General features: G+C 61.6%; 19 protein-coding genes. 2 read left to right on the top strand and 17 right to left on the bottom strand.

Features of this window, described 5'->3' with window-relative positions; all coding sequences use genetic code 11:
* Positions 1-43 precede the first annotated feature (43 nt).
* Entirely contained in the window at positions 44-2155 is a 2112-nt protein-coding gene (gene katE / locus AC0NIH_RS29260) for a catalase (RefSeq protein WP_473468497.1), read from the bottom strand.
* A gap of 248 nt (positions 2156-2403) precedes the next feature.
* On the opposite strand from katE, the gene AC0NIH_RS29255 reads away from it, so the two are divergent.
* The gene (locus AC0NIH_RS29255; protein WP_023768116.1) at positions 2404-2967 is read left to right on the top strand and encodes a sigma-70 family RNA polymerase sigma factor; all 564 of its coding nucleotides are present in this window, start codon (positions 2404-2406) and stop codon (positions 2965-2967) included.
* On the opposite strand, the gene AC0NIH_RS29250 is transcribed toward AC0NIH_RS29255, so the two are convergent.
* The 11 genes from AC0NIH_RS29250 to AC0NIH_RS29200 form a co-directional block, all read right to left on the bottom strand.
* Positions 2968-3144: a hypothetical protein gene (locus AC0NIH_RS29250; RefSeq protein WP_023780192.1), complete on the bottom strand. Its 177-nt coding sequence runs from the start codon at positions 3142-3144 to the stop codon at positions 2968-2970.
* A gap of 160 nt (positions 3145-3304) precedes the next feature.
* On the bottom strand, positions 3305-3523 hold the full coding sequence (locus AC0NIH_RS29245; protein ID WP_023780191.1) for a hypothetical protein: 219 nt from the start codon (positions 3521-3523) through the stop codon (positions 3305-3307).
* A 39-nt stretch (positions 3524-3562) separates the two neighbouring features.
* Positions 3563-4414, bottom strand: a complete 852-nt coding sequence (locus AC0NIH_RS29240; RefSeq protein WP_473468499.1) for a class I SAM-dependent methyltransferase — start codon at positions 4412-4414, stop codon at positions 3563-3565.
* A 109-nt stretch (positions 4415-4523) separates the two neighbouring features.
* Complete coding sequence (locus AC0NIH_RS29235) at positions 4524-5516, bottom strand: GNAT family N-acetyltransferase (protein WP_473468501.1); 993 nt, start codon at positions 5514-5516, stop codon at positions 4524-4526.
* A complete protein-coding gene (locus AC0NIH_RS29230; RefSeq protein WP_051508615.1) occupies positions 5513-6619 on the bottom strand; it encodes a glycosyltransferase in 1107 nt (368 codons plus the stop codon). The genes AC0NIH_RS29235 and AC0NIH_RS29230 overlap by 4 nt, the downstream gene beginning before the upstream one ends.
* Before the next feature lie 61 nt (positions 6620-6680).
* Entirely contained in the window at positions 6681-7613 is a 933-nt protein-coding gene (locus tag AC0NIH_RS29225; protein ID WP_473468503.1) for a glycoside hydrolase 5 family protein, read from the bottom strand.
* On the bottom strand, positions 7606-8367 hold the full coding sequence (locus AC0NIH_RS29220; protein WP_023768123.1) for a TIGR04290 family methyltransferase: 762 nt from the start codon (positions 8365-8367) through the stop codon (positions 7606-7608). Before AC0NIH_RS29220 ends, AC0NIH_RS29225 begins: the two co-directional genes overlap by 8 nt.
* A 3-nt stretch (positions 8368-8370) precedes the next feature.
* On the bottom strand, positions 8371-9174 hold the full coding sequence (locus AC0NIH_RS29215) for a sugar phosphate nucleotidyltransferase (RefSeq protein ID WP_473468504.1): 804 nt from the start codon (positions 9172-9174) through the stop codon (positions 8371-8373).
* Positions 9174-10274, bottom strand: coding sequence for a CgeB family protein (locus tag AC0NIH_RS29210; protein ID WP_473468506.1), 1101 nt, complete (start codon positions 10272-10274; stop codon positions 9174-9176). The genes AC0NIH_RS29215 and AC0NIH_RS29210 overlap by 1 nt, the downstream gene beginning before the upstream one ends.
* A 14-nt stretch (positions 10275-10288) precedes the next feature.
* Positions 10289-10885 carry a histidine phosphatase family protein gene (locus AC0NIH_RS29205; protein ID WP_473468508.1) on the bottom strand — a complete coding sequence of 199 codons (597 nt, stop codon included), beginning with the start codon at positions 10883-10885 and terminating at the stop codon, positions 10289-10291.
* A complete protein-coding gene (locus AC0NIH_RS29200) occupies positions 10882-11985 on the bottom strand; it encodes an inositol-3-phosphate synthase (RefSeq protein ID WP_031258385.1) in 1104 nt (367 codons plus the stop codon). The genes AC0NIH_RS29205 and AC0NIH_RS29200 overlap by 4 nt, the downstream gene beginning before the upstream one ends.
* A 156-nt stretch (positions 11986-12141) precedes the next feature.
* Between AC0NIH_RS29200 and AC0NIH_RS29195 the strand changes: the two genes are divergently transcribed.
* The gene (locus AC0NIH_RS29195; protein ID WP_473468510.1) at positions 12142-13884 is read left to right on the top strand and encodes a hypothetical protein; all 1743 of its coding nucleotides are present in this window, start codon (positions 12142-12144) and stop codon (positions 13882-13884) included.
* Between the two features lie 9 nt (positions 13885-13893).
* Here the strand turns inward: AC0NIH_RS29195 and AC0NIH_RS29190 are convergent, their stop codons facing one another.
* The 5 genes from AC0NIH_RS29190 to AC0NIH_RS29170 form a co-directional block, all read right to left on the bottom strand.
* Positions 13894-14079: a hypothetical protein gene (locus AC0NIH_RS29190; RefSeq protein WP_031250531.1), complete on the bottom strand. Its 186-nt coding sequence runs from the start codon at positions 14077-14079 to the stop codon at positions 13894-13896.
* Positions 14080-14165: 86 nt separating this feature from the next.
* Positions 14166-15212 carry a UDP-glucuronic acid decarboxylase family protein gene (locus AC0NIH_RS29185; RefSeq protein WP_473468512.1) on the bottom strand — a complete coding sequence of 349 codons (1047 nt, stop codon included), beginning with the start codon at positions 15210-15212 and terminating at the stop codon, positions 14166-14168.
* A gap of 23 nt (positions 15213-15235) precedes the next feature.
* Positions 15236-16339, bottom strand: a complete 1104-nt coding sequence (locus AC0NIH_RS29180) for a CgeB family protein (RefSeq protein WP_473468514.1) — start codon at positions 16337-16339, stop codon at positions 15236-15238.
* Entirely contained in the window at positions 16336-17430 is a 1095-nt protein-coding gene (locus AC0NIH_RS29175) for a CgeB family protein (RefSeq protein WP_473468515.1), read from the bottom strand. Before AC0NIH_RS29175 ends, AC0NIH_RS29180 begins: the two co-directional genes overlap by 4 nt.
* Positions 17427-18557, bottom strand: a complete 1131-nt coding sequence (locus AC0NIH_RS29170) for a CgeB family protein (protein ID WP_473468517.1) — start codon at positions 18555-18557, stop codon at positions 17427-17429. The genes AC0NIH_RS29175 and AC0NIH_RS29170 overlap by 4 nt, the downstream gene beginning before the upstream one ends.
* Positions 18558-18559 lie beyond the last annotated feature (2 nt).

The following is an 18559-nucleotide window of genomic DNA, read 5'->3' as shown; positions in this document are numbered from 1 at the left end:
CTTGCAGCCCGGGTCCTGCGGACACCGCCGGCGGTCCAGCCGATCAAAGCTTGACAGCTGCCTCCCGCGCCCAGAGCCGCAGTTTCCGGCAGGCCTGCACGAACGTCTTTGCCGAGGCTGCCGAATCCAGCCGCGTCAGCCCCTCATCGGCATCTGGTGCGACACCCGCCTTGGCCATGAGCGGCTCGGCTCCCGGCGTGAAGCCGATGAACTTGCAGTGAGCGAAGGCGTCGGACACGAAGTCCTTCGCGGTCGCCTCGTTGAGCAGCAGCCCGGCGCCCTCCTCGGAGAGGAGCAGCACCACCGCGTCGAACAGGACCGATGGACCGCCGTCGATCATGTGCCTGGCCTCGATGTGGGTACCGTCGGCGGCTTCGACGCCGCCCACCTTGGGTGCAACCGCCTCCATAACGGCGCCTTCCGCTTCGATGGCGGAACGGAGTGCCTCGAACAGGGTGGTGTCGGTTCCATCGCTGAGCAAAACACCGACTTTGCGGCCTTTGAAACTGTCAGGTCCGTTTTCGATGATGCTGAGGGCCGGCGACGGCGGCAAGTCGTCACGTGTCGGAACGGCCGCCTCGGCGGGTTCGGGCATGTTGCGAATGCCGAGCTTGTCGGCAACAGTGGTCGCCAAGGTCTCATCGATATTCAGCAAATGCGAAACCATGCGTTCGCGGATCGCCGGTGCCTGGACCTTGCTCAATTCGAACGTCAACGCCATGGCGATGTGACGCTGCTCCGGCGGTGTCTGGCTGTTGAAGAATTGCCGGGCTTGGCTGTAGTGATCGGCAAAGCTCTCGGCCCGCAGGCGTACTTTCTGCCCTTCCTCGGCATCGGCGAAGGAACGGAAGCCGCGTTGCGGATCCTCGCGCGGTCCCAGTCCCCATGAATTCGGTTCGTAATTGGCCCGACCGACCGGATTGCGCATGGCCATGTGTCCGTCCTGCTGAAAATGGGCGAACGGGCACTTCGGGGCGTTGATCGGGATATGGGTAAAGTTCGGGCCCCCCAACCTTTTCAATTGGGTATCGAGATAGGAGAAGTTGCGGCCCTGGAGGAGCGGATCGTTGGAGAAGTCGATTCCGGGCGGCACATTCTGCGTCATGAAGGCAACCTGCTCGGTCTCGGCGAAGAAATTGTCCGGCATCCGATCAAGCACCAGCCGCCCGACCGGGATCGGCTCGATGACCTCTTCAGGAATGATCTTCGTTGCGTCCAGAATGTCGAAGTCGAAGCTGTCGGCAAATGCTTGATCGAACAGTTGCACCGTCAACTCCCATTCCGGGAAATTGCCGGACTGGATAGCGTCCCATAGATCGCGGCGATGAAAGTCGGGATCGGCGCCATTGATCTTGACGGCCTCGTTCCAGACCACAGACTGCATGCCGAGCTTCGGCTTCCAGATGAACTTGACGAAGGTGGATTCGTCCTTGGCGTTGACGAGGCGGAATGTGTGCACACCAAAGCCTTGCATGAAGCGGAAGGAGCGAGGGATCGCGCGATCCGACATGATCCACATCACCATGTGCATCGATTCCGGCATCAGGCTGATGAAGTCCCAGAAATTGTCATGTGCGGTCTGGGCCTGCGGGAAGTCGCGGTCCGGCTCCTGCTTGGCGGCGTGGATCAGGTCGGGAAACTTGATGGCGTCCTGGATGAAGAAGACCGGGATGTTGTTGCCGACCAGATCCCAATTGCCTTCCTTGGTGTAGAGCTTGACCGCAAAGCCGCGCACGTCGCGGGCGAGGTCGAACGAACCCTTGTTGCCGGCAACCGTCGAGAACCGTACGAAGGCCGGCGTCTTTTCACCGGCTCGCTGGAAAATGTCCGCACGTGTGTATTTGGCCAGTGACTCGTAGGTCTCGAAATAACCATGCGCGCCATAGCCGCGGGCATGAACGACCCTTTCCGGGATGCGTTCGTGGTCGAAGTGGAAAATCTTCTCGCGAAAGTGGAAGTCCTCGATCAGGGACGGTCCGCGTTCGCCGATCCGCAACGTGTTCTGATCGTCGGAGACAGGCGTTCCGAGCGCAGTGGTGAGAGTGGGCGTCTCGCTTCCAACGATCTGGTGCAGCTCCCCGCCATTTCCGCGCGCGCTATTTTGGTCCAGTCCACTTGCCGATTGACGAGCGGAGCGATGGGCGGATTTGGCCATGACATGTCCTCGATCGATGACGGAAGGTTGATGCACTTAGCTCACCAAACCGCCGATGCGAGGCTTTGTTCCCATGAAGGAATGGCCGCGCCGGACACGACCGTCGGCTGGCATCCCCGTGCTTGTCGAATTTCCGAAGAGTTGTTTCCAGCAGCCGGAACGAAGCAAACCTCCATGCATTTAGCTCTGACTTCGTTCATTCACTCTTTCTTCTGGGAGCTGGACCATTGTCATCCGGAGGCTACCTTTTGGCCGACCAGGAAACCAATGAAGTTTCCATCGTTGACCTGATACCTGCCCTGCGCGCCTTCGCGCGCACCTTCTGTCGCGTTCCAGACGACGCCGACGACCTTGTGCAGGAGACGTTGACCAAAGGGCTCGCCAACATCGACAAGTTCGAACCCGGTACACGCATGAAGTCTTGGCTCTTCACCATCATGCGCAACACTTATTACACCCGTGTCAAGATCGCTGCCCGGGAAGCGCCGGGCCTGCTCGATTGCGCGTCTTCGAGGCCGATTTCGGAAGCCACCCAGGAATGGACCGTTCAGAGCAAGGAAGTTCACGGCGCGATTCAAAAGCTGCCTGAACACCAACGCGAGGTCCTGATGCTGATTGGCGTTTTGGGAGTGAGCTATGAGGAAACCGCCGAAATATGCGGCTGCGCCGTAGGGACGGTCAAAAGCCGGCTGAACCGTGCCCGCGCCAACATTCTGGAGCTCCTTGGGGAGAGCTCATTACAGACATTGATGGAAAGGCGAAATCAGCTGTCAGATGGCCAGCTTGATATCGAGATCGACAGTCGCAGATAGTCAGTTCCTCACATCGCGCCGACGTTTCTCGACAAGCGCGTTCTGCAATTCGATCGCCAGCTTGGTCAGCCGGTCTGGAATCTTTTCCCGCTCAATGGCGGCCAGGAGGGAAGCAATCTCCTGATCCACTGCCATCTCGACATGCGGATCCGTGGTATCGTCGTTCGAACGAGACATCACATTCTCTTGATAGACAGCGGTCCCTTGATCGTAGTGTGGTGATAAGCGCCTGGCATTACAAGCCGATGTCCACCGCTGAGAATGTCACGGGCGGTCCTTGCACAGGTTATTTGTATGACCTGCATCGTTGCGGACCACGCAGAGGGCGTAAGGCCGTTTACTCCTTGGGCAAATGGTTCGCGGCGTGATCCTGATACTGATCGGACTTGATTCGATTGCCGTCCAGCCCACGTTCTTCGCTGTGCTGCTTCTTGTCGCGATTGGACAAAACCGCGTTCTCTTCGATCTTGTCCTTGGGCAGATTGGTCATTGCGCCGGCGCCGGTACCCTTACCCTGGCTGCCGCGCCCGAAATGCTTTTTGCCGTCGGATGCCATGAAAATCTCCTTCGAATTGGGGACGCTCTTAACGTGCCTTTATTCGACGTCCGAACTGGCATGGCGCTGTAATGTTCCGTCTCGCCCGGCAAGCAGGAAGGCGTCGCCATCCCATGACCGAAACGGCTTCTCACCGTCGATGAGGACCCGCAACCGGTGAGCTTGCGCCAGGCGACCGATGTCGGCGCGGTCTAAAAAAAGCGATCCCCGATAGGAATAGTTCAGCAACGCAAGCCAGCCCGGCCGTTTCAGAACGCGCGCAATTTCCTCGAAATGCCGCTCAGCCATGCCGGCCAGCACCAGATAGGGAAAGCTGTCGACCGCCAGCACGCAATCGAAACTGGCGTCGCCGAATTCTATCAGGTCGAGACCGGAGGTCTGCCGCAGCTCGACATTGCTGAGTTCGGCGCATTGCTGGGAGGCGATGGAGATCATTCGCGAGGATATATCGATGCCGACCATCCGCCCGAAGGATTTGGACAACGCGCGCTCGAAACGCCCAATGCCGCAACCGATGTCCAGAATATTTCGGTCGCTTCCGGTGAATTCTAGCGCCTCCAGCCATGCAACGATTTCATCGGTCGTCGCTGACAATCTTTCCTCATCGCCAAGAGATGCCAGTTGCACACTTGCGGCTCCCGAAATCGCTGCGGCGGCATCAAAGCTCGAGGCCAGCCGCGTGACGACGGCGGCATCCGTCTCGTCCTTGGCGCGTTCATGCCGAACGGCGCCGCCCGTCGCCCGCAACATGGTAAAAATGCCCGGCTTGCGGCGCAGCAGTCCGGCGATTTTTCGCAGTTTTTCCGCTTCGTCGGTATCCGCCGGACGGATTTTCCGCATGATCTCCGCCAATTCCGCGGCTCCAATCGTAGGCGGCAGGTAGAGCGCCAACCGGGCGAGAACAGCTTCGGCGCTGACCCCATCGCCCATGCAGTCTTCGACCGCCAGTCTTACCGATCTCCGGCGCTGCGCGGATCTCGGCACGTTTAAACCCATGGCATCAACTCCGTGTCCAGAGCTTGCGCATCGTCCACCTGTCACCGGCGCCCCAGCCATATTTGTAGGCCTCCTGGCCGCGCAGGAAATCGAACTCGCGCGCACCTTCGCGGATCGACTCCGCGATCGCGTGGCCGATCAGGATCGCGCCTGGGCTCTCCTCGGCATAGGCAGGATCGAAGCCGCCGAGATAGGCATAGGCACGGCCGCGGTGGTGAAATCCATAGTAAGCGCCGACAGTCCTGCCATCGATCGCGAAAAGCCAGCATCGCACCAGGCCGTGAGCATCGAGCAAGGGAAGCGAGAGCCGGTGGAATTGCTTAACCGCAGCATTGGCCAACACACCACCGCCATGTCCTGCCCAGCGCGCATCGTGCAGGCGGATCAGCTGGTTAAGGAAGTTTTGGTGGTCACTCCGAGGCGACGAAAACGCAATCCGGCCGCGTTTGGATGCGGCCCGGCGCGCCCGGCGCAACTGGCGCCTGCGCCGGGCGGGGACGCAGCCGGCCAATGTTTCGTCGCCGGCGACGGCGAGCACGGGACAGGCGGCATGATTTACTGGCGCGTCGATCTTCAGATCGGGATGCGCGATCGCAAGACCGACACTGTTTTGCGGCAGATCAGACAAGATCCACTGCGACCACTCGACCGAGAGGATCGCTTCGGCAATTGCGGCGACGACCGCCGCCTGGACATCCTGGACAGCCAGGACATCCAGATAGTCGCTGAGCGAAATGCCGACCGGAAGCAGCTTCGAACCGGACATCCCATGCTCGAGATAGAGCGGCGCCAGCCCGACCAGATCGCCGCCATGCCAGACCGCGACTGTCGCCAGTTCACCGGGTGCGAATGCGTGCCACCAGGGCACCAGCCAGGCGGGGGATTGAAACGGCGTCGCCGAGGAACTCTGCTCCCACAGTTTCCACCAGTGCGGCGTCAAGGCCTCGAATTGTGCGGGGTCACCGATGATTTCGCAGCGCAGCACCGCCTTGCTCACGGTGCCGCAACAAAGCGCCGGCGATCGGTGCCAAGTTCTGCCAGCGCCTGATAGGCGTCCATATAAGACGAGATCATCCGTTCCAGCGAAAAGCGCCGCCGCGCCTCGGCCCGGCATGTCTCGGCGTCCAGGCTGGACGCAGCAAGAATGGCTTGGGCCATCTCGTCGACAGTGTTGACGAGAAAACCCGTCCTGCCGTGCTCGATCACATCCGGGAGCGCACCGTTTGGAAAAGCGACCACCGGCGTGCCGCAGGCCAGGGCCTCCATCGCCACAAGCGAACTGGTCTCGGCGGCGAGGCTCGGAACGACCAGACAGCGCGCTGCGTTGAGAAAGCGCCGCTTGGCGGTAAAACCGAGCGGACCCAGGAAGCGGCGGCGGCCGTCCAGACGAGATTGGACCTCGTCGTGGAAGTAGCGCGTGTGCGTTTCATAGGGATAGACCTTGCCGCCGATGACCAGTGGCACACCCGCCTGTTTGGCCGCATCCAGCGCCAGGTGAATACCTTTTTCCGGGCAGACGCGGCTCAGAACCAGGGCAAAGTCGCGCTTCGGCTGAAGCAGGTTCAGCGCTTCGATGTCGACGCCGTTCGGAATCGGCGCCGCCAATCTGGCGCCTGGTGGCGCGGTCTTGTGCTGGGCGGCTGAGACCGCATGGAGCCATAGGTCGTCGCGCGCCGGGCGCAGCGCCTCGGCCGGATACCAGTCCAATGGCAGGTGGAGGCTCACCAAGGTCGGACCATCGTCGGGCAGATAGGCATCGAAATCGATGCCGTGCAGATGAACCACATCGATCGGCCATCGGGCGCGGGCAGCGGCGATCGCCTTGCGATGAGCCTGTTGCGCGCGATGCTTCGCCGCCTCGTCGAGGACGCCGTTTTCAGCCGGTGTTTCCACAAGAGTGCCGCTCGCGCTGGAGCCACGGCAGCCAATGACGATGGAGCGGTGACCCGCGCCAACCAGTGCCCGATCGAGCATCGACAGAACCTGTTCGGCACCGCCGACAGCGTCGGGCCCGACGGGCGCGAGAGGGTAGGCGACATTGAGGACGGTGAGTGTGGTGGCTGGTCGCGTCCCGGTGCCGTACGCGGCATCCCCACCCATCGACGGTCCCGCGAATTCGTCCAATGTGTCAGGCGCCTTGTGCATGGGCAGCATGACACTTTCACGCGGCAGACGCCGGCCGCGTCGGGAGCGAGGCGGAGGTCATGGCAGGCGCATAGCGGCGGATCATGGTTGCGCAGAATTCCGCGAATTCCTCCGGTACCAGCGGCGGGCTCGTGTGGTGGGGCATCATTCCGCGATGCCCTGGTGTGAAGCAGAAGGTGACCGTCACTTCGAAATCGACGAGTGCTTCCATCTGCCGGTCGAACCAGTCCAGCGCATTCGGCCGGAAGCTGTCCGCCCAGGAAAGCCCCGTGCGCATGTTGGTGACGCCGAGCCGCTTCATCCAGGCAATGGCATCGTCCAGCCGCGGGTCCTCGAAATGGAACCACTGCACGAGCCCCATCGCGGGTGTATAGCGCAGGAATTCCTTCAGCGCCGGTTTTGGCGTCCCGTCCTGGCGCAGCAGCCCCATGTGGAAATGACGATAATAGGAGGAGCCCTCCGCTTCGCGATGCCGCGTCGTTGCTTCCCATTCGCGAGGAAGATCATAGAGGCTGTACCACTGGATGCGAGGCGCGTTGCCGAGCAGCAAATCGGCGGTGCGCTTGAGCCCCCAGACCTGGATTTCCTCGGCGCCGAAGGTCGATACGCCGACTTCGCTGACCCAGATGGGAAGATCGGTGACGGTCGCGATCTCGCCGATCTTCTGCGGCCACTCCTGGATCTGCCACAGGTTCCAGTCGAGAGGAAAGCCGTGTACGGCGACGGCGTCGACATGGTTCAGCACGCCCAATTCCTTCATCCGCGTGATGAAGCCGGGATCGATTGGCGAGATGCCGCCAAGCACTTTTGTCAGAGCCGGGTTCTCGGACGCGATCGCGTCCGCCGACAGGATCGCCATGCTGGCAAAGCGGCTCCAATCGGGGTCGAGCTCGGGGTCCCAATGCGACTTGTTGTTGGGCTCGTTCCAGATCATCGCGGCTTCAATCATGGAGCTTTCCTTTCGACGGATAGATCGCGCCGCCTCCGCCCGGCTCGCCGGCAGCGCGGCAGAAATAGACCTCGTGCTCGGGATGCAGAACGATCTCGAAGCCGGCGCTGCGCAGCATCGCTTCGGTGCAGGCGCGGTTGGGAATCCACCAGTTGGTCGGATCATCGGCATAGCGGTGTTCGATGAAATGGAGCTTGGGAAATTCAGGCCGGTCGAACAGGTCATGCGTCCAGAAATGATAGTTCTCTTCCAGCTCGGGCAGATCCGCGCTGCCGCGTTGCATGGACTGGAAGATCATCAGGTCACCGGCGACATGCTCACGGATCAGGTCGAGCGCAAGCAAGGGATGGCGCAAGTGGTAAAGCACCCCCATGAACAGCACGACATCGAATGTCTCACGTAGGGCGCCGACGTCGTAGACCGAAAGTTTCTGGAATTCGATATCGCAATCCGCGATCTCGGCGGCAAAACGAGCCTGCGCCAGATAGGCCTCGTCGAAATCGATGCCAAGGACACGGGCAGCACCTCGACGCTTCATCTCGATGGAGTAGAAGCCGGCATTACAGCCGATATCCAGCACCGCCTTTCCTGTCAGATCAGCGGGAATGGCATCGGCGAATTTGCGCCATTTGATCAGCGGGTAATTGCCTAGAAAATGGTTGGGAGCGGTTTCGACACCGGCCAGTTCCATGTTGTGGAACCATGGCCCGAGCGCATCGATGCGGCGGCGGATTTCAGCGTCGGAGTGCAGCATGGTTCAGGCTCCTTCACCCGGAACGACGGGCACGTGCGGGTGTGCCCCAGGCACAACAATGGTGGTCCGATGTTGTTCGGATGCGGCGCCGTCCTCGAGCAGCCGAAGAGCCGTGCGGTAGCCGTTGAACGTACCGACATCGACGTAGGAGACTCCAGCCCTGACACCGTAGGCTCCACCGCCGGCAGCCAGGTAGGCGTTGATCAGGGTGCCGATATATTCGTCGCATCGGTTCCGTTCGCGCCAGAGTGCCTCAAGCTCGTGCAAGGTCCGGCCCGGCATCTTGAACGCCCCCCAGATCCAGTTTGTGGCAGCATCTTGCCGCTTGACCTGGATTTCCTTCACCCGATCTCTCTCATCGAGAACCACCGCATCGAAGAATTCGGGGCGGTCCACCGGGAAGAGCAGAAATGACAGGGAGTTGTCGGGCAGGCGGGAGAAGCCGTCCTCGGGAAACCAGATCGTGTCGGGAAGGCCGACCAGGACGACCTCGTCGGGCGCGACGAGGGGGGCTGCCCGGAAAATCGCATCGCAAAGCCCAACTGGGTTGGGCTGCACGACAAAAAGGGCCGCGGCGTCACCATAACCGGCGGCGTAGTATTCGAGGATGTCGGATTTGCCGGATCCGATGATGAAGCAGATCTTGTCGACGCCGGCGCGCACCATCCGCCGCACCAGATATTCGCTCACCGCGCAGGGACGCTCGGTCTGCCCATCCACCCGGCTGCCGACCGGCAGCAGCTCTTTCGAGAAGCCGAGTGGTTGAATGCGGCTGCCACGCCCGGCAGCGGGCACGATGCCCAACATCAGACTGCTTCCTTCATCGGTTCGCCGGGAGATTTTTGAAAGGCGTCGCTCAGGATGCGATCCAGTTCCGCCGCGCGCCGGGCGGAAGTGTGTTCGCCCAAGACCCTCTCGCGGGCACGCCTTCTAATGAGGTCGAGTTCGCGCTCCGGCAATCGCAATGCGGCGACCACATCATCCGTGTCGTGCGCCAACAGGATTTCGCGACCGGGTTCGAAGAATTCCGCGAGGCCCGGCCATGCATCGGTGACGATGGCAGCCCCACACGCGGCCGCTTCGAAGAGCCGTCCCGACGGGCACCAGCCCTTTCGCGCCATCGCTTCGCGGGTGACGTTCAGTGTCAGGCGCGACGATGAGAAGAAAGCCGGATGATCGGCGGGCGGAAGATGCCTGACAAAGAAGATGTTGTCGCTCCATGGGAATTCCTGCGGATATTGCGCGCCGCCAATGATGAAGCGGTGGTCAGGCAGGCGCGCGGCCGGGCGGACCAGCAGCTTTTCGACGCCGGCCTGGCGATCCGCTGCGTAGGTGCCGAGATAGGAAAGATCGCCGGCGAATTCGGCCCGCTTCTCTGCCGGCCGGTGTTGGTCGGGATCGACATGCCCGTAGAGCGGCACCACTTGGCGGGCGCCTAAAACCGACTTCAGCGCGTCGACCGCCGAGCCGCCGGTGTAGCTCAAGACGAGGTCGAAATCGGCAAGACCCTCTGGCCCGAAATAGGGAGGACGCTCGCCTTGTTCGATGCGGGATAGCGTGACCGGCGTGTCCAGATCGTAGAAGACACGCAGTCCGCGACCCGCCTGCTGCGCCAACCGCGAGGCCTCCACGGCGTCGGGGCAGTAGGAGGTGACGACGACCACATCCGCTTGCTTCATCGCGCCCTCAGCAACGCGGCGGATGTCTTCCCAGTCCGGGTAGATAACGACGTTGCCGCCATCGAGATGATCGAGATCACGCGTCCCGGCATAATAGGGGGTGTCGCGTTCGAAGAAGGTGATGGACCATCCCAGTCGGGCGAGGGCGCGGATCAGTCCCCTCCATAAGGTGGCATGGCCGTTACCCCATGAGGACGTGACGGTAAGACCGAAAATGACCATCTGCATCCGGCAAATCCTCGTCAGGCAATTTCGTTCAATCGGATCAGCTTCGCCCCCCAGTCACCGGATACGATCGTCGTGATCGAGGCGGGATCGATATCGAAGCGAAAGCAGTCGCCGGCTGGCAGGCCAAGGACATTGCAGACCGCGGCCTTGATCACATCGGCGTGGCTGACCAGGGCGACAGACCGATTCTGATGCCGCTCGCGGACGGCGGTAATCAGCGCGACGATGCGCTGCTGGACATCCAGCATGGTCTCGCCGCTCGGTGTCCGGGCTTCCTGCCGCTGGTTGTTCCACGCCCGCCAGCCGGCGTCGCCATTCAACTCGTCGAACGTCTTTCCCGACCAGTCGCCGAAGTCGATCTCGTCGAGTTCGGCACAGATCGCGATTTCGCCGACGCCGCAGGCAAGCGCGATTGGCACGGCCGTCTCTCGCGTTCGCTCACGCGGGCTGCAAAAGATCGCTCCAATCGGCTCCCGGGCCATGCGGCCGCCAAGCTGTGCTGCCTGCGCTTTGCCAGTGTCGCCAAGGCAAACGCCGTCCATCCGTCCTGCAAGATAGGAGCCGACATTGTCGTGTGCCGCATGGCGGATCAAAAAGAAGGTTGTCGTCATTCCGCGGCATCGAGCAGGGGCTCGTCCTTGCCGGCGATGAATGCAAGCGTGCGCTGTCGCGCTTCGGCGTCGGTGAACTGTTCTGGAGGCGACTTCATGAAATAGCTGGAGGGGCCGGTCAGCGCGCCGGCAATGCCGCGGTCGAGCGCCAGCTTTGCGCAGCGTATCGCATCGATCACCACGCCCGCTGAATTTGGAGAATCCCAGACTTCCAGTTTCAGCTCGGCGTTGAGCGGCACGCCGCCGAAGGTCGTGCCTTCCACCCGGATATAGGCCCACTTGCGATCGGTCAGCCACGGCACGTGGTCGCTGGGTCCGACATGGATATTGCCCGGTTCCAGAGGAACATCGAATTGGCTGGCCACGGATTGCGTCTTGGAGATTTTCTTCGATTCCAGCCGCTCGCGTTCCAGCATGTTGAGGAAGTCAGTGTTGCCGCCGAAATTCAGCTGATAGGTGCGATCGATGCGCACGCCGCGCTCGCGGAAGAGATTGGCGAGCAGCCGGTGAACGATGGTCGCGCCGACCTGGCTCTTGATGTCGTCGCCGACCAACGGCAGCCCGCGTTGCTCGAAGCGCCGGCGCCATTCCGGACGTGAGGCGATGAAAACCGGTATGCAATTGACGAAGGCGCAGCCAGCTTCGAGCGCACACTCGGCATAGAAGCGCGTCGCTTCCTCCGAACCAACAGGCAGGTAGGAGACCAGCACATCGGCGCCACTGTCGCGCAAGATCTCGCTGACATTGGCGACCGGCTCCGGCGCCTCCTCGATTTCGTCGCGCAAATATTTGCCGATCCCGTCAAGTGTCGGTCCGCGCTCGACGCGAGCGCCGGTCGTCGCCGCATCGGCAAAGCGGAAGGTGTTGTTCGGGGGGGCGTAGATCGCTTCCGCGACGTCGCGGCCTACCTTGCTTTTGGCGACGTCGAATGCACAGACGATTTCGATATCATCGACATGGTAGCCGCCGAGGTCGGCATGCATCAGTCCCGGGATCGGTTCGTTGCTTTTTGCGTGACGATAATAGGAGAGGCCCTGCACCAGGGAGGATGCGCAATTGCCGACTCCAACGATACCAACACGAACCTTTTTTGATCCCACGAAACTGCCGCCCTATGCTGTTCAAAGGTAAGTTCCTGGCGCCGAACCGCCAGCGTGCCGGAATGTTCCTTGGCCCGTCGAAAAATTGCGCAAACCACCATGGATCGAAGCTGCACCCGCTGCGTTGCCGCACTGCAATCCTTGGAAAACCGATCGATGATCGTCTACGGCGACCACAAGCGGACCGAAAACGCACAACGGCTTCGCCAGGCCGCGATCGAAGTGGCCGAGAGCCTTGATCGCATGCCGCATGGCGTCCGGCGCCATGCTGCGTTGGTCGGGCTATTCATCAGCGTGTCGGAACTGGTTCAGGCGCTTGCCGACGCCGATTTCGAGACGCGCGGCATCGACATCTTCTCGCCGCGGCAACAGCAAGGTGCCAACTTGCTGGTCGGACTTGCGGCAGAGGTGGCGAAGTCGTGGCGAAACGGTTTCGCCATAGGTGGTGGCATCGACCCGGGACTTCTCCGACTGCTTGCCGGGCTCGACTGTGAAGCCGAGGTTCTGACCGGTTCCGCCGAGGGCTATTCGCATTATGCGCTTTATCCCGAAAGCTATTTGGTCGCGGCGCGGGAGTCAGGTCTCGATGCGAACACATGCGTGATCGGCATCCGCAGCATCGGCCTCGGCCTTGCCGCCATGGTGGCCGCCGCGATTGGCGCGCCGGCGCCATTCAGCATTCGTCCGATCGGCCATCCCTTCCGCAGGCATGTCAACGCCGATCCACGGTCGATCGCCGCCTGGAAGGACAATCCATCGGCCCGCTTCGCCGTTGTAGACGAGGGTCCCGGCCTGTCCGGCAGTTCGATGCACGCCGTTGTCGCGTGGCTGCGAGAACTGGGTGTCGATACGGACCGGATTCACCTGTTTCCCAGCCATTCAGGCGCCCCGGGCATCGAAGCGTCGCCGGAGGCAAGGGAGACATGGTTGCGCTGTCCGAAACATGTGGCGACGGCGTTTGAGCACACCTTCTGCGAAAGCTCGAAAAGTCCCACGTTGCGCGATTGGGTGGCCGAGGCGGTCGGCAGCCCCGAATTGAGCCTGACCGAACTATCTGGTGGCGAATGGAGGAGCGTCCACTACGTCGACGAGAAGCGGTGGCCGCCGAGCCCGCGCCGCGCCGAGCGGCGCAAATTCCTGGCGTCTGCGGGACATGATCGCTGGCTCGTCAAATTCGCCGGCCTCGGCGAAACCGGCCGGCGCAAGAAACGAGCCGCGGAAATGTTGAACGAAGCTGGATTCGGGTCGCAAGTGGTCGCGCTTTGCCACGGCTTTCTGGTTGAACGATGGATTGACGGCACCACGATGGATCAGGCGCCGCTGCCCGGAGCAAGAATGATCGCGGAATTGACACGTTACCTAACCTGGCGTGCGCTTAATCTTCGAACCTGCGAGCCGGGTGCATCATTGCTCGCGCTCGCGGAAATGGCTGTTTCCAATGCATCGGAAGCCTTGGGCGAGAACTGCTCGGCGAAGTTGCGCGGTTGGTTCTCGAAACGGATCCCTGTGCAGGTGTTGCAGCGAGTTGAAATCGACGGAAAGCTCCACCCGTGGGAGTTTCTCGTTTGTGCCGACGGCACGGTGCTCAAGACAGATGCTGTCGACCATTGCCGGGCGCATGATTTGATTGGCTGCCAGCCGATAGAGTGGGATATTGCCGGCGCCCGTGTCGAATATGGACTATCCGACAGCGATGTGACGAGGTTGGTCGAAGGGATGGGGCTCGACGTTGACAATGGCCACATCGATTTTTTCGAACCTTGCTACCTGGCGTTCCAGATAGGCCTCTGGAGCACGACTGCCCAATCCGAAAACGGCGGGGAAAAAACCAGGCTGGATGAGACGGCAGATCGATACAAGCTGCGGCTGATACGGTTTCTTGACGAATGCCAGATGTGACCGTTTCGATCAGTCCAGGTTTCGCAGCATGTCTGCTTCCTGCTCGAGAATAGTGGCCACTTCCTCCCGTTGCAAATGCGTCATCATCAGGCTGACGCAGCACTCGAGATAGGTGATGGAGGCGCGCCGCAGATAGGCAGCCGTCTCTCGTTCGGCAATCTTGTCGATATCCCTCACGGGTCGCTTGGGTCGCATAGGGACGATCCTCCGTATCGGCTTCTCAAGCCAAACCAAAAGATCGGGCGGATGTTCCGCCCGATCTTGTGAGGTCCAGCGCCGCATCATGCAGGAAGATTCTGCAGCCCGCCTGATGCGGGCCTCGCACTTTTGGCAAGGCCTGTCATTTGATCGCCGATGCGGCTGCCTTCGAGCTCCGCGAAGTAATTGATCGTCAGCTTCAGCCCTTCATTGAGGGGGACCTTTGGCGTCCAGCCGAGCAGCGCTTTTGCACGCGAGATATCGGGCTGCCTGCGCCGAGGGTCGTCTTGCGGCAGCGGCAGAAATCTCAAATCCGATTTGGTGCCGGTCATCGCCTTTACCAATGCCGCCAGTCGCACGATGGTGAATTCTCCGGGATTACCCAGATTGACCGGCTTGCCAGGATTGGGGCCGACATCCATCATGCGCATCAATCCGTCGATCAGGTCGGAGACATAGCAGAAAGATCGCGTCTGCAGGCCGTCGCCGAATATCGTCAGCGGACGTTTCTCGAGCGCCTGCATGATCAAATTCGAGACGATGCGGCCGTCCGCCGGATCCATTCTCGGACCGTAGGTGTTGAAGATGCGCGCGACGCGGACGTCGGCCTTGCCGGCTCTTAGATAGTCGAAGCAAAGCGTTTCGGCGGTACGCTTGCCCTCGTCGTAGCAGGCACGTGGGCCCGTGCAGTTCACATGCCCGACATAGTCCTCCCTCTGCGGGTGCTGTTCGGGATCGCCATACACTTCGCTCGTCGAGGCCTGCAGCAGTCGCGCGTCCTTACGGACGGCGAGTTCGAGCAGGTTGAGCGTTCCGATCACGCAGGTTCGCGTGGTGTGTATCGGGTCTGCCTGATAACGCGGCGGTGAGGCAGCGCAGGCCAGGTTGAAGATGCGATCCACGGGCTCGCCGAAATCCAATGGCCGGCAGATATCCTGCTCGATTAACCTGAAACCCGGCTGGTCCATGATCGAGATGATGTTCTCCATGCGTCCGGTCAGAAAATTGTCGACGCAAATCACGCGCCAGCCACTGCGGAGCAATGCTTCGCAAAGATGCGAACCGAGGAATCCCGCACCGCCGGCAACAAGCACTGTCTTTGCCCTTCGCGCGTTTCTTGTTTGTCGCATCGCCGTTTTCTCCTGTCTGCCGGTCATGCTGCACTTCCGATGTCGAGATCGAGGGCTGCCGCTCTCGGCTGGGTCAGCGCCGCCACGAATTCGCGGGCCCTGGCCGCGCCGGTGTGGGCTGCGAGGACGAGTTCGCGGGCTCGGTCAGCCATGGCGAGGCGTGCGCGCTCGGACTCGCCGAAGAGGATCTCGACGACATCGTCGGTCCCCGCGGCGGTGTGGATCGCCGAAGCGGGAAAGAAGCTGTCGAGCCCCGGCCAGCGATCGCTGATGATGGGCGTGCCGCAAGCCGCCGCTTCGAACAGGCGCACGCTGGGCGACCATCCCGCCGCGATCATGGAACTCCGTGTGACATTCAGCGTGTAGCGCTGACGGCTGTAGAACGCGGCATGATCGGCCGGTGGCAAGTGTTCGATGCGCTCGACATTGTCCGGCCAGATAATGTCGGATGGATATTGGGAGCCGGCCACGACGAAATTGCGGTTCGGCATATGCCGTGCGGGCTCGAGCAGCAGAGCGTTCAGCGTTGCCTGCCGATCGGCGCTGTAGGTCCCGAGATAGCCGAGATCCCAGCGGATCGGATCGCCAGTCCGGTGATGGCGTACCGGATCGACCGAACAATAGAGCGGTTCGGCATGGCGCGCGCCGAAATCTCGCGCCAGATGGTCGAGCGTTGGCCCGCCGGTGAAGGAGAAATAGACATCGAAATACGGAATTTGCCGCCAACTCAAATAATCGCAATCGTCTGCCGAAAGCTTTGCCAGGGTCACAGGTGTGTCGATGTCGTAGAAGCAGAGCTGCCCCCTGCAAAGCGAGGCGACGATGTCGATGACCGAGCGTCCTTCTGGAACGAAGGATCCGATGACGATGATGTCGGCCTGCTCCAGGCCCTGTCCGTAGCCGCGTTGCAAGTCCGCGGTGGTCTCGTAGTAGCGCAGGGCGCAGAAATCCGGATCGCGCAGATCGCGGTGGTTGGCGTACCACGGCACGTCGCGCTCCAGAAAAGTCACGCGGTGACCGAGTTCGTGCAGGCCTTTCAGCAGGCCCCGAAAAGTCGTGGCGTGGCCATTTCCCCAGGATGAGGACAGCGACAGGCCGAGAAAGACGATGTCCAGTTGCTTGGTCATTCCGCTGCCTCCACGGTCCCATGTTCGAAATGACGTTTGAAGACGGCATCCGCCACGGCCGCCCGCTGCGCGTAGGTATGGTCCGCCAGCACACGGCGAAGTGCGGCCTGGCCGATTGCCTTGGCCAGCCCAGGTTTCAGGGAGCGCATGATCTCGGCGACATCGCCGCCGTCGCGGGCCACCAGGATCTCCTCGTCTGGTTTCAGGAACAGTTCCACGCCCAGCCATGCATCCGTGATGAGGCAGGCGCCGGCGCCGGCCGCCTCGAAGACGCGCGTGGCCGGTGAAAAACCGTTTACAGCCATGCTGTCGCGGCTGATGTTCAGCACCGCCTTGGGTGTGACGTTGAAGGCGTTGTGGTCGCGGGTACCGACATGGCCGAGCCAGTCGACATTGGCCGGCAGCGGCTTGTCGCCCCAGCCTGATCCGCCGAGCAGAAAACGTTGCCCGGGCAAACGGTTGGCGGGTTCGAGGAAAAACGCTTCGACACGCGCCTCGCGGTCCGGAAGCCTGTTTCCGAGAAACGCCAGATCGCAAGCAAAACGCGCGTGACCGGCCACCGGATGGTGCGTTTCGGGATCGAGCGCATTGTAGATTGGCACGCATTCCTGAGCTCCCATTGCCCGGTAAGCCCAAACGACGGGATCGCCGCCCCCATAGGTCAACACCAGGTCGATTTCTTGCAGGGCGCGGTGGAGCGGATGGTCCGGTTCGTCGCGCAGTTGAGCAAGAGTTGCCGGAGCGTCCACGTCCCAGAATACGACGAGCGCGTCGCTGCGGGCGTGGTCGAGAACGGCGCGCAGCAGCGTCTCGTCCTCGAAACCGACGCCGCTCGCCTTGACGACGATGTCGGCGCCGGCGGCGCGTGCCGCGACCTGCTTCAACGCATGCGGGGTCGCTTCATAAACGACGACAGCGCACCAGTCGGGCGGCTCGATGTCGCGGTTCTTCTGCCGGTCGTAGACGTCGGGTTCATAGAAAGTGATCTCGTAACCCAATTGCGAAAGTGCCTTGAGCAAACCGCGATAGTAGGTCGCGGCACCGTTCCAGTAGGACGACAAAAGGCTCGATCCATAAAATGCGATCTTCATGCGACGGCTTCCTTTGCGGCGGTCGGGACGACGGTGTGTTGGTTCGTGCATTCCGCAAGCACGTCGAACAACTGCTCGACGCGGTGGCGGCAGGTATGTCGGGAGCGGATAGTCTCGAGGCCCGAGGTCGCCAGGGAGGCCGCAAAGTCGTCATCGGCCAGCACGGTCCGCAGCTGTTGCCGCATTTTCGAGCCATTCTCGGCAAACAGAAAGTCGACACCGGGCCTGAACAGCTGCTCGACGTCGGACCATGGTGCTGAAACCAGCGGAATGCCGCAGGCGAGTGCCTCGAACATGCGGATCGTCGGAATTCCGGGCAGACCCTCGCGATAGGGGCGCCGTGGGATGTGGACTGTGACACGATGCGCGGCGAACGCCTTCGGCACGTCGGCATTGGCGATCCATCCCTCATAGCGAAGTCCGGCGGTTGCCAGATCCGCAAGTGCGGTCTTGGGGTAGCGTACGCCGTGAACAGCGGCATCGAGCCCAAGAGCGTGCACCGGCTCGACCAGAAATTCCTTGAGTTCGGCGGTCCGTTCGTCATCGCCCCAGTTTCCGATCCAGATCAAATCGGAGGTGGGATGGATTTCCGGGTGCGGCTTGAACAGGCGATCGTCGGCGGCTTCATGCCAGGTGAAGACGCGCTTGCCCCAGCCTGCGCGCAGATAGCTCTCGCGCAAGGCTTCGCCAAAGGCCAGGACACCGTCATAGTGCTCCAGCCGGAGCGCCGAGATTGCCTCGGTTGCCGACACCGCCCGGTGATGGGTGTCATGAAACAGAAGGACGAACTTGCCGCCAGCGGCCCGGGCACGGCCGATGCGTGCAACAAGCTCGGGATCCGTCCACTCATGGACGATTACAACGTCGGCCTCGGCGGTCCAGGCTTCGTGGTCAAACCCGGCATCGTAGGTCACCGGCATCAGTTCGGGGAAATCCCTGCGGAAGCGTTCGATGGCAAAGGATCCCTGCTCAGTCAGCAGATTCGATCGGCTCCAGCCATCCGCAGGCTCCAGTGCGATCGCCTGATGCCGGCGCGCGACCAGTTCCCGCATGACGCCGCGCAGGAAGTGGGCGTTGCCGTGATTCCAGTCGGAGACGACCGAGTGGGTGTAGAACACAAAGCGCATGT

Source organism: Mesorhizobium sp. WSM1386, from assembly GCF_055901595.1.
This window is presented reverse-complemented; position numbering and strand designations above follow the sequence as displayed.

Excerpts from the sequence above, each read along its gene's own strand:
- AC0NIH_RS29250 (WP_023780192.1), bottom strand. The coding sequence starts at position 3,144 with ATGTCTCGTTCGAACGACGATACCACGGATCCGCATGTCGAGATGGCA.
- AC0NIH_RS29245 (WP_023780191.1), bottom strand. The coding sequence starts at position 3,523 with ATGGCATCCGACGGCAAAAAGCATTTCGGGCGCGGCAGCCAGGGTAAG.
- AC0NIH_RS29195 (WP_473468510.1), top strand. The coding sequence starts at position 12,142 with ATGATCGTCTACGGCGACCACAAGCGGACCGAAAACGCACAACGGCTT.
- AC0NIH_RS29210 (WP_473468506.1), bottom strand. The coding sequence starts at position 10,274 with ATGCAGATGGTCATTTTCGGTCTTACCGTCACGTCCTCATGGGGTAAC.
- katE (WP_473468497.1), bottom strand. The coding sequence starts at position 2,155 with ATGGCCAAATCCGCCCATCGCTCCGCTCGTCAATCGGCAAGTGGACTG.
- AC0NIH_RS29230 (WP_051508615.1), bottom strand. The coding sequence starts at position 6,619 with ATGGGTGGGGATGCCGCGTACGGCACCGGGACGCGACCAGCCACCACA.
- AC0NIH_RS29205 (WP_473468508.1), bottom strand. The coding sequence starts at position 10,885 with ATGACGACAACCTTCTTTTTGATCCGCCATGCGGCACACGACAATGTC.
- AC0NIH_RS29180 (WP_473468514.1), bottom strand. The coding sequence starts at position 16,339 with ATGACCAAGCAACTGGACATCGTCTTTCTCGGCCTGTCGCTGTCCTCA.
- AC0NIH_RS29215 (WP_473468504.1), bottom strand. The coding sequence starts at position 9,174 with ATGTTGGGCATCGTGCCCGCTGCCGGGCGTGGCAGCCGCATTCAACCA.
- AC0NIH_RS29190 (WP_031250531.1), bottom strand. The coding sequence starts at position 14,079 with ATGCGACCCAAGCGACCCGTGAGGGATATCGACAAGATTGCCGAACGA.
- AC0NIH_RS29185 (WP_473468512.1), bottom strand. The coding sequence starts at position 15,212 with ATGCGACAAACAAGAAACGCGCGAAGGGCAAAGACAGTGCTTGTTGCC.
- AC0NIH_RS29220 (WP_023768123.1), bottom strand. The coding sequence starts at position 8,367 with ATGCTGCACTCCGACGCTGAAATCCGCCGCCGCATCGATGCGCTCGGG.
- AC0NIH_RS29175 (WP_473468515.1), bottom strand. The coding sequence starts at position 17,430 with ATGAAGATCGCATTTTATGGATCGAGCCTTTTGTCGTCCTACTGGAAC.
- AC0NIH_RS29170 (WP_473468517.1), bottom strand. The coding sequence starts at position 18,557 with ATGCGCTTTGTGTTCTACACCCACTCGGTCGTCTCCGACTGGAATCAC.
- AC0NIH_RS29225 (WP_473468503.1), bottom strand. The coding sequence starts at position 7,613 with ATGATTGAAGCCGCGATGATCTGGAACGAGCCCAACAACAAGTCGCAT.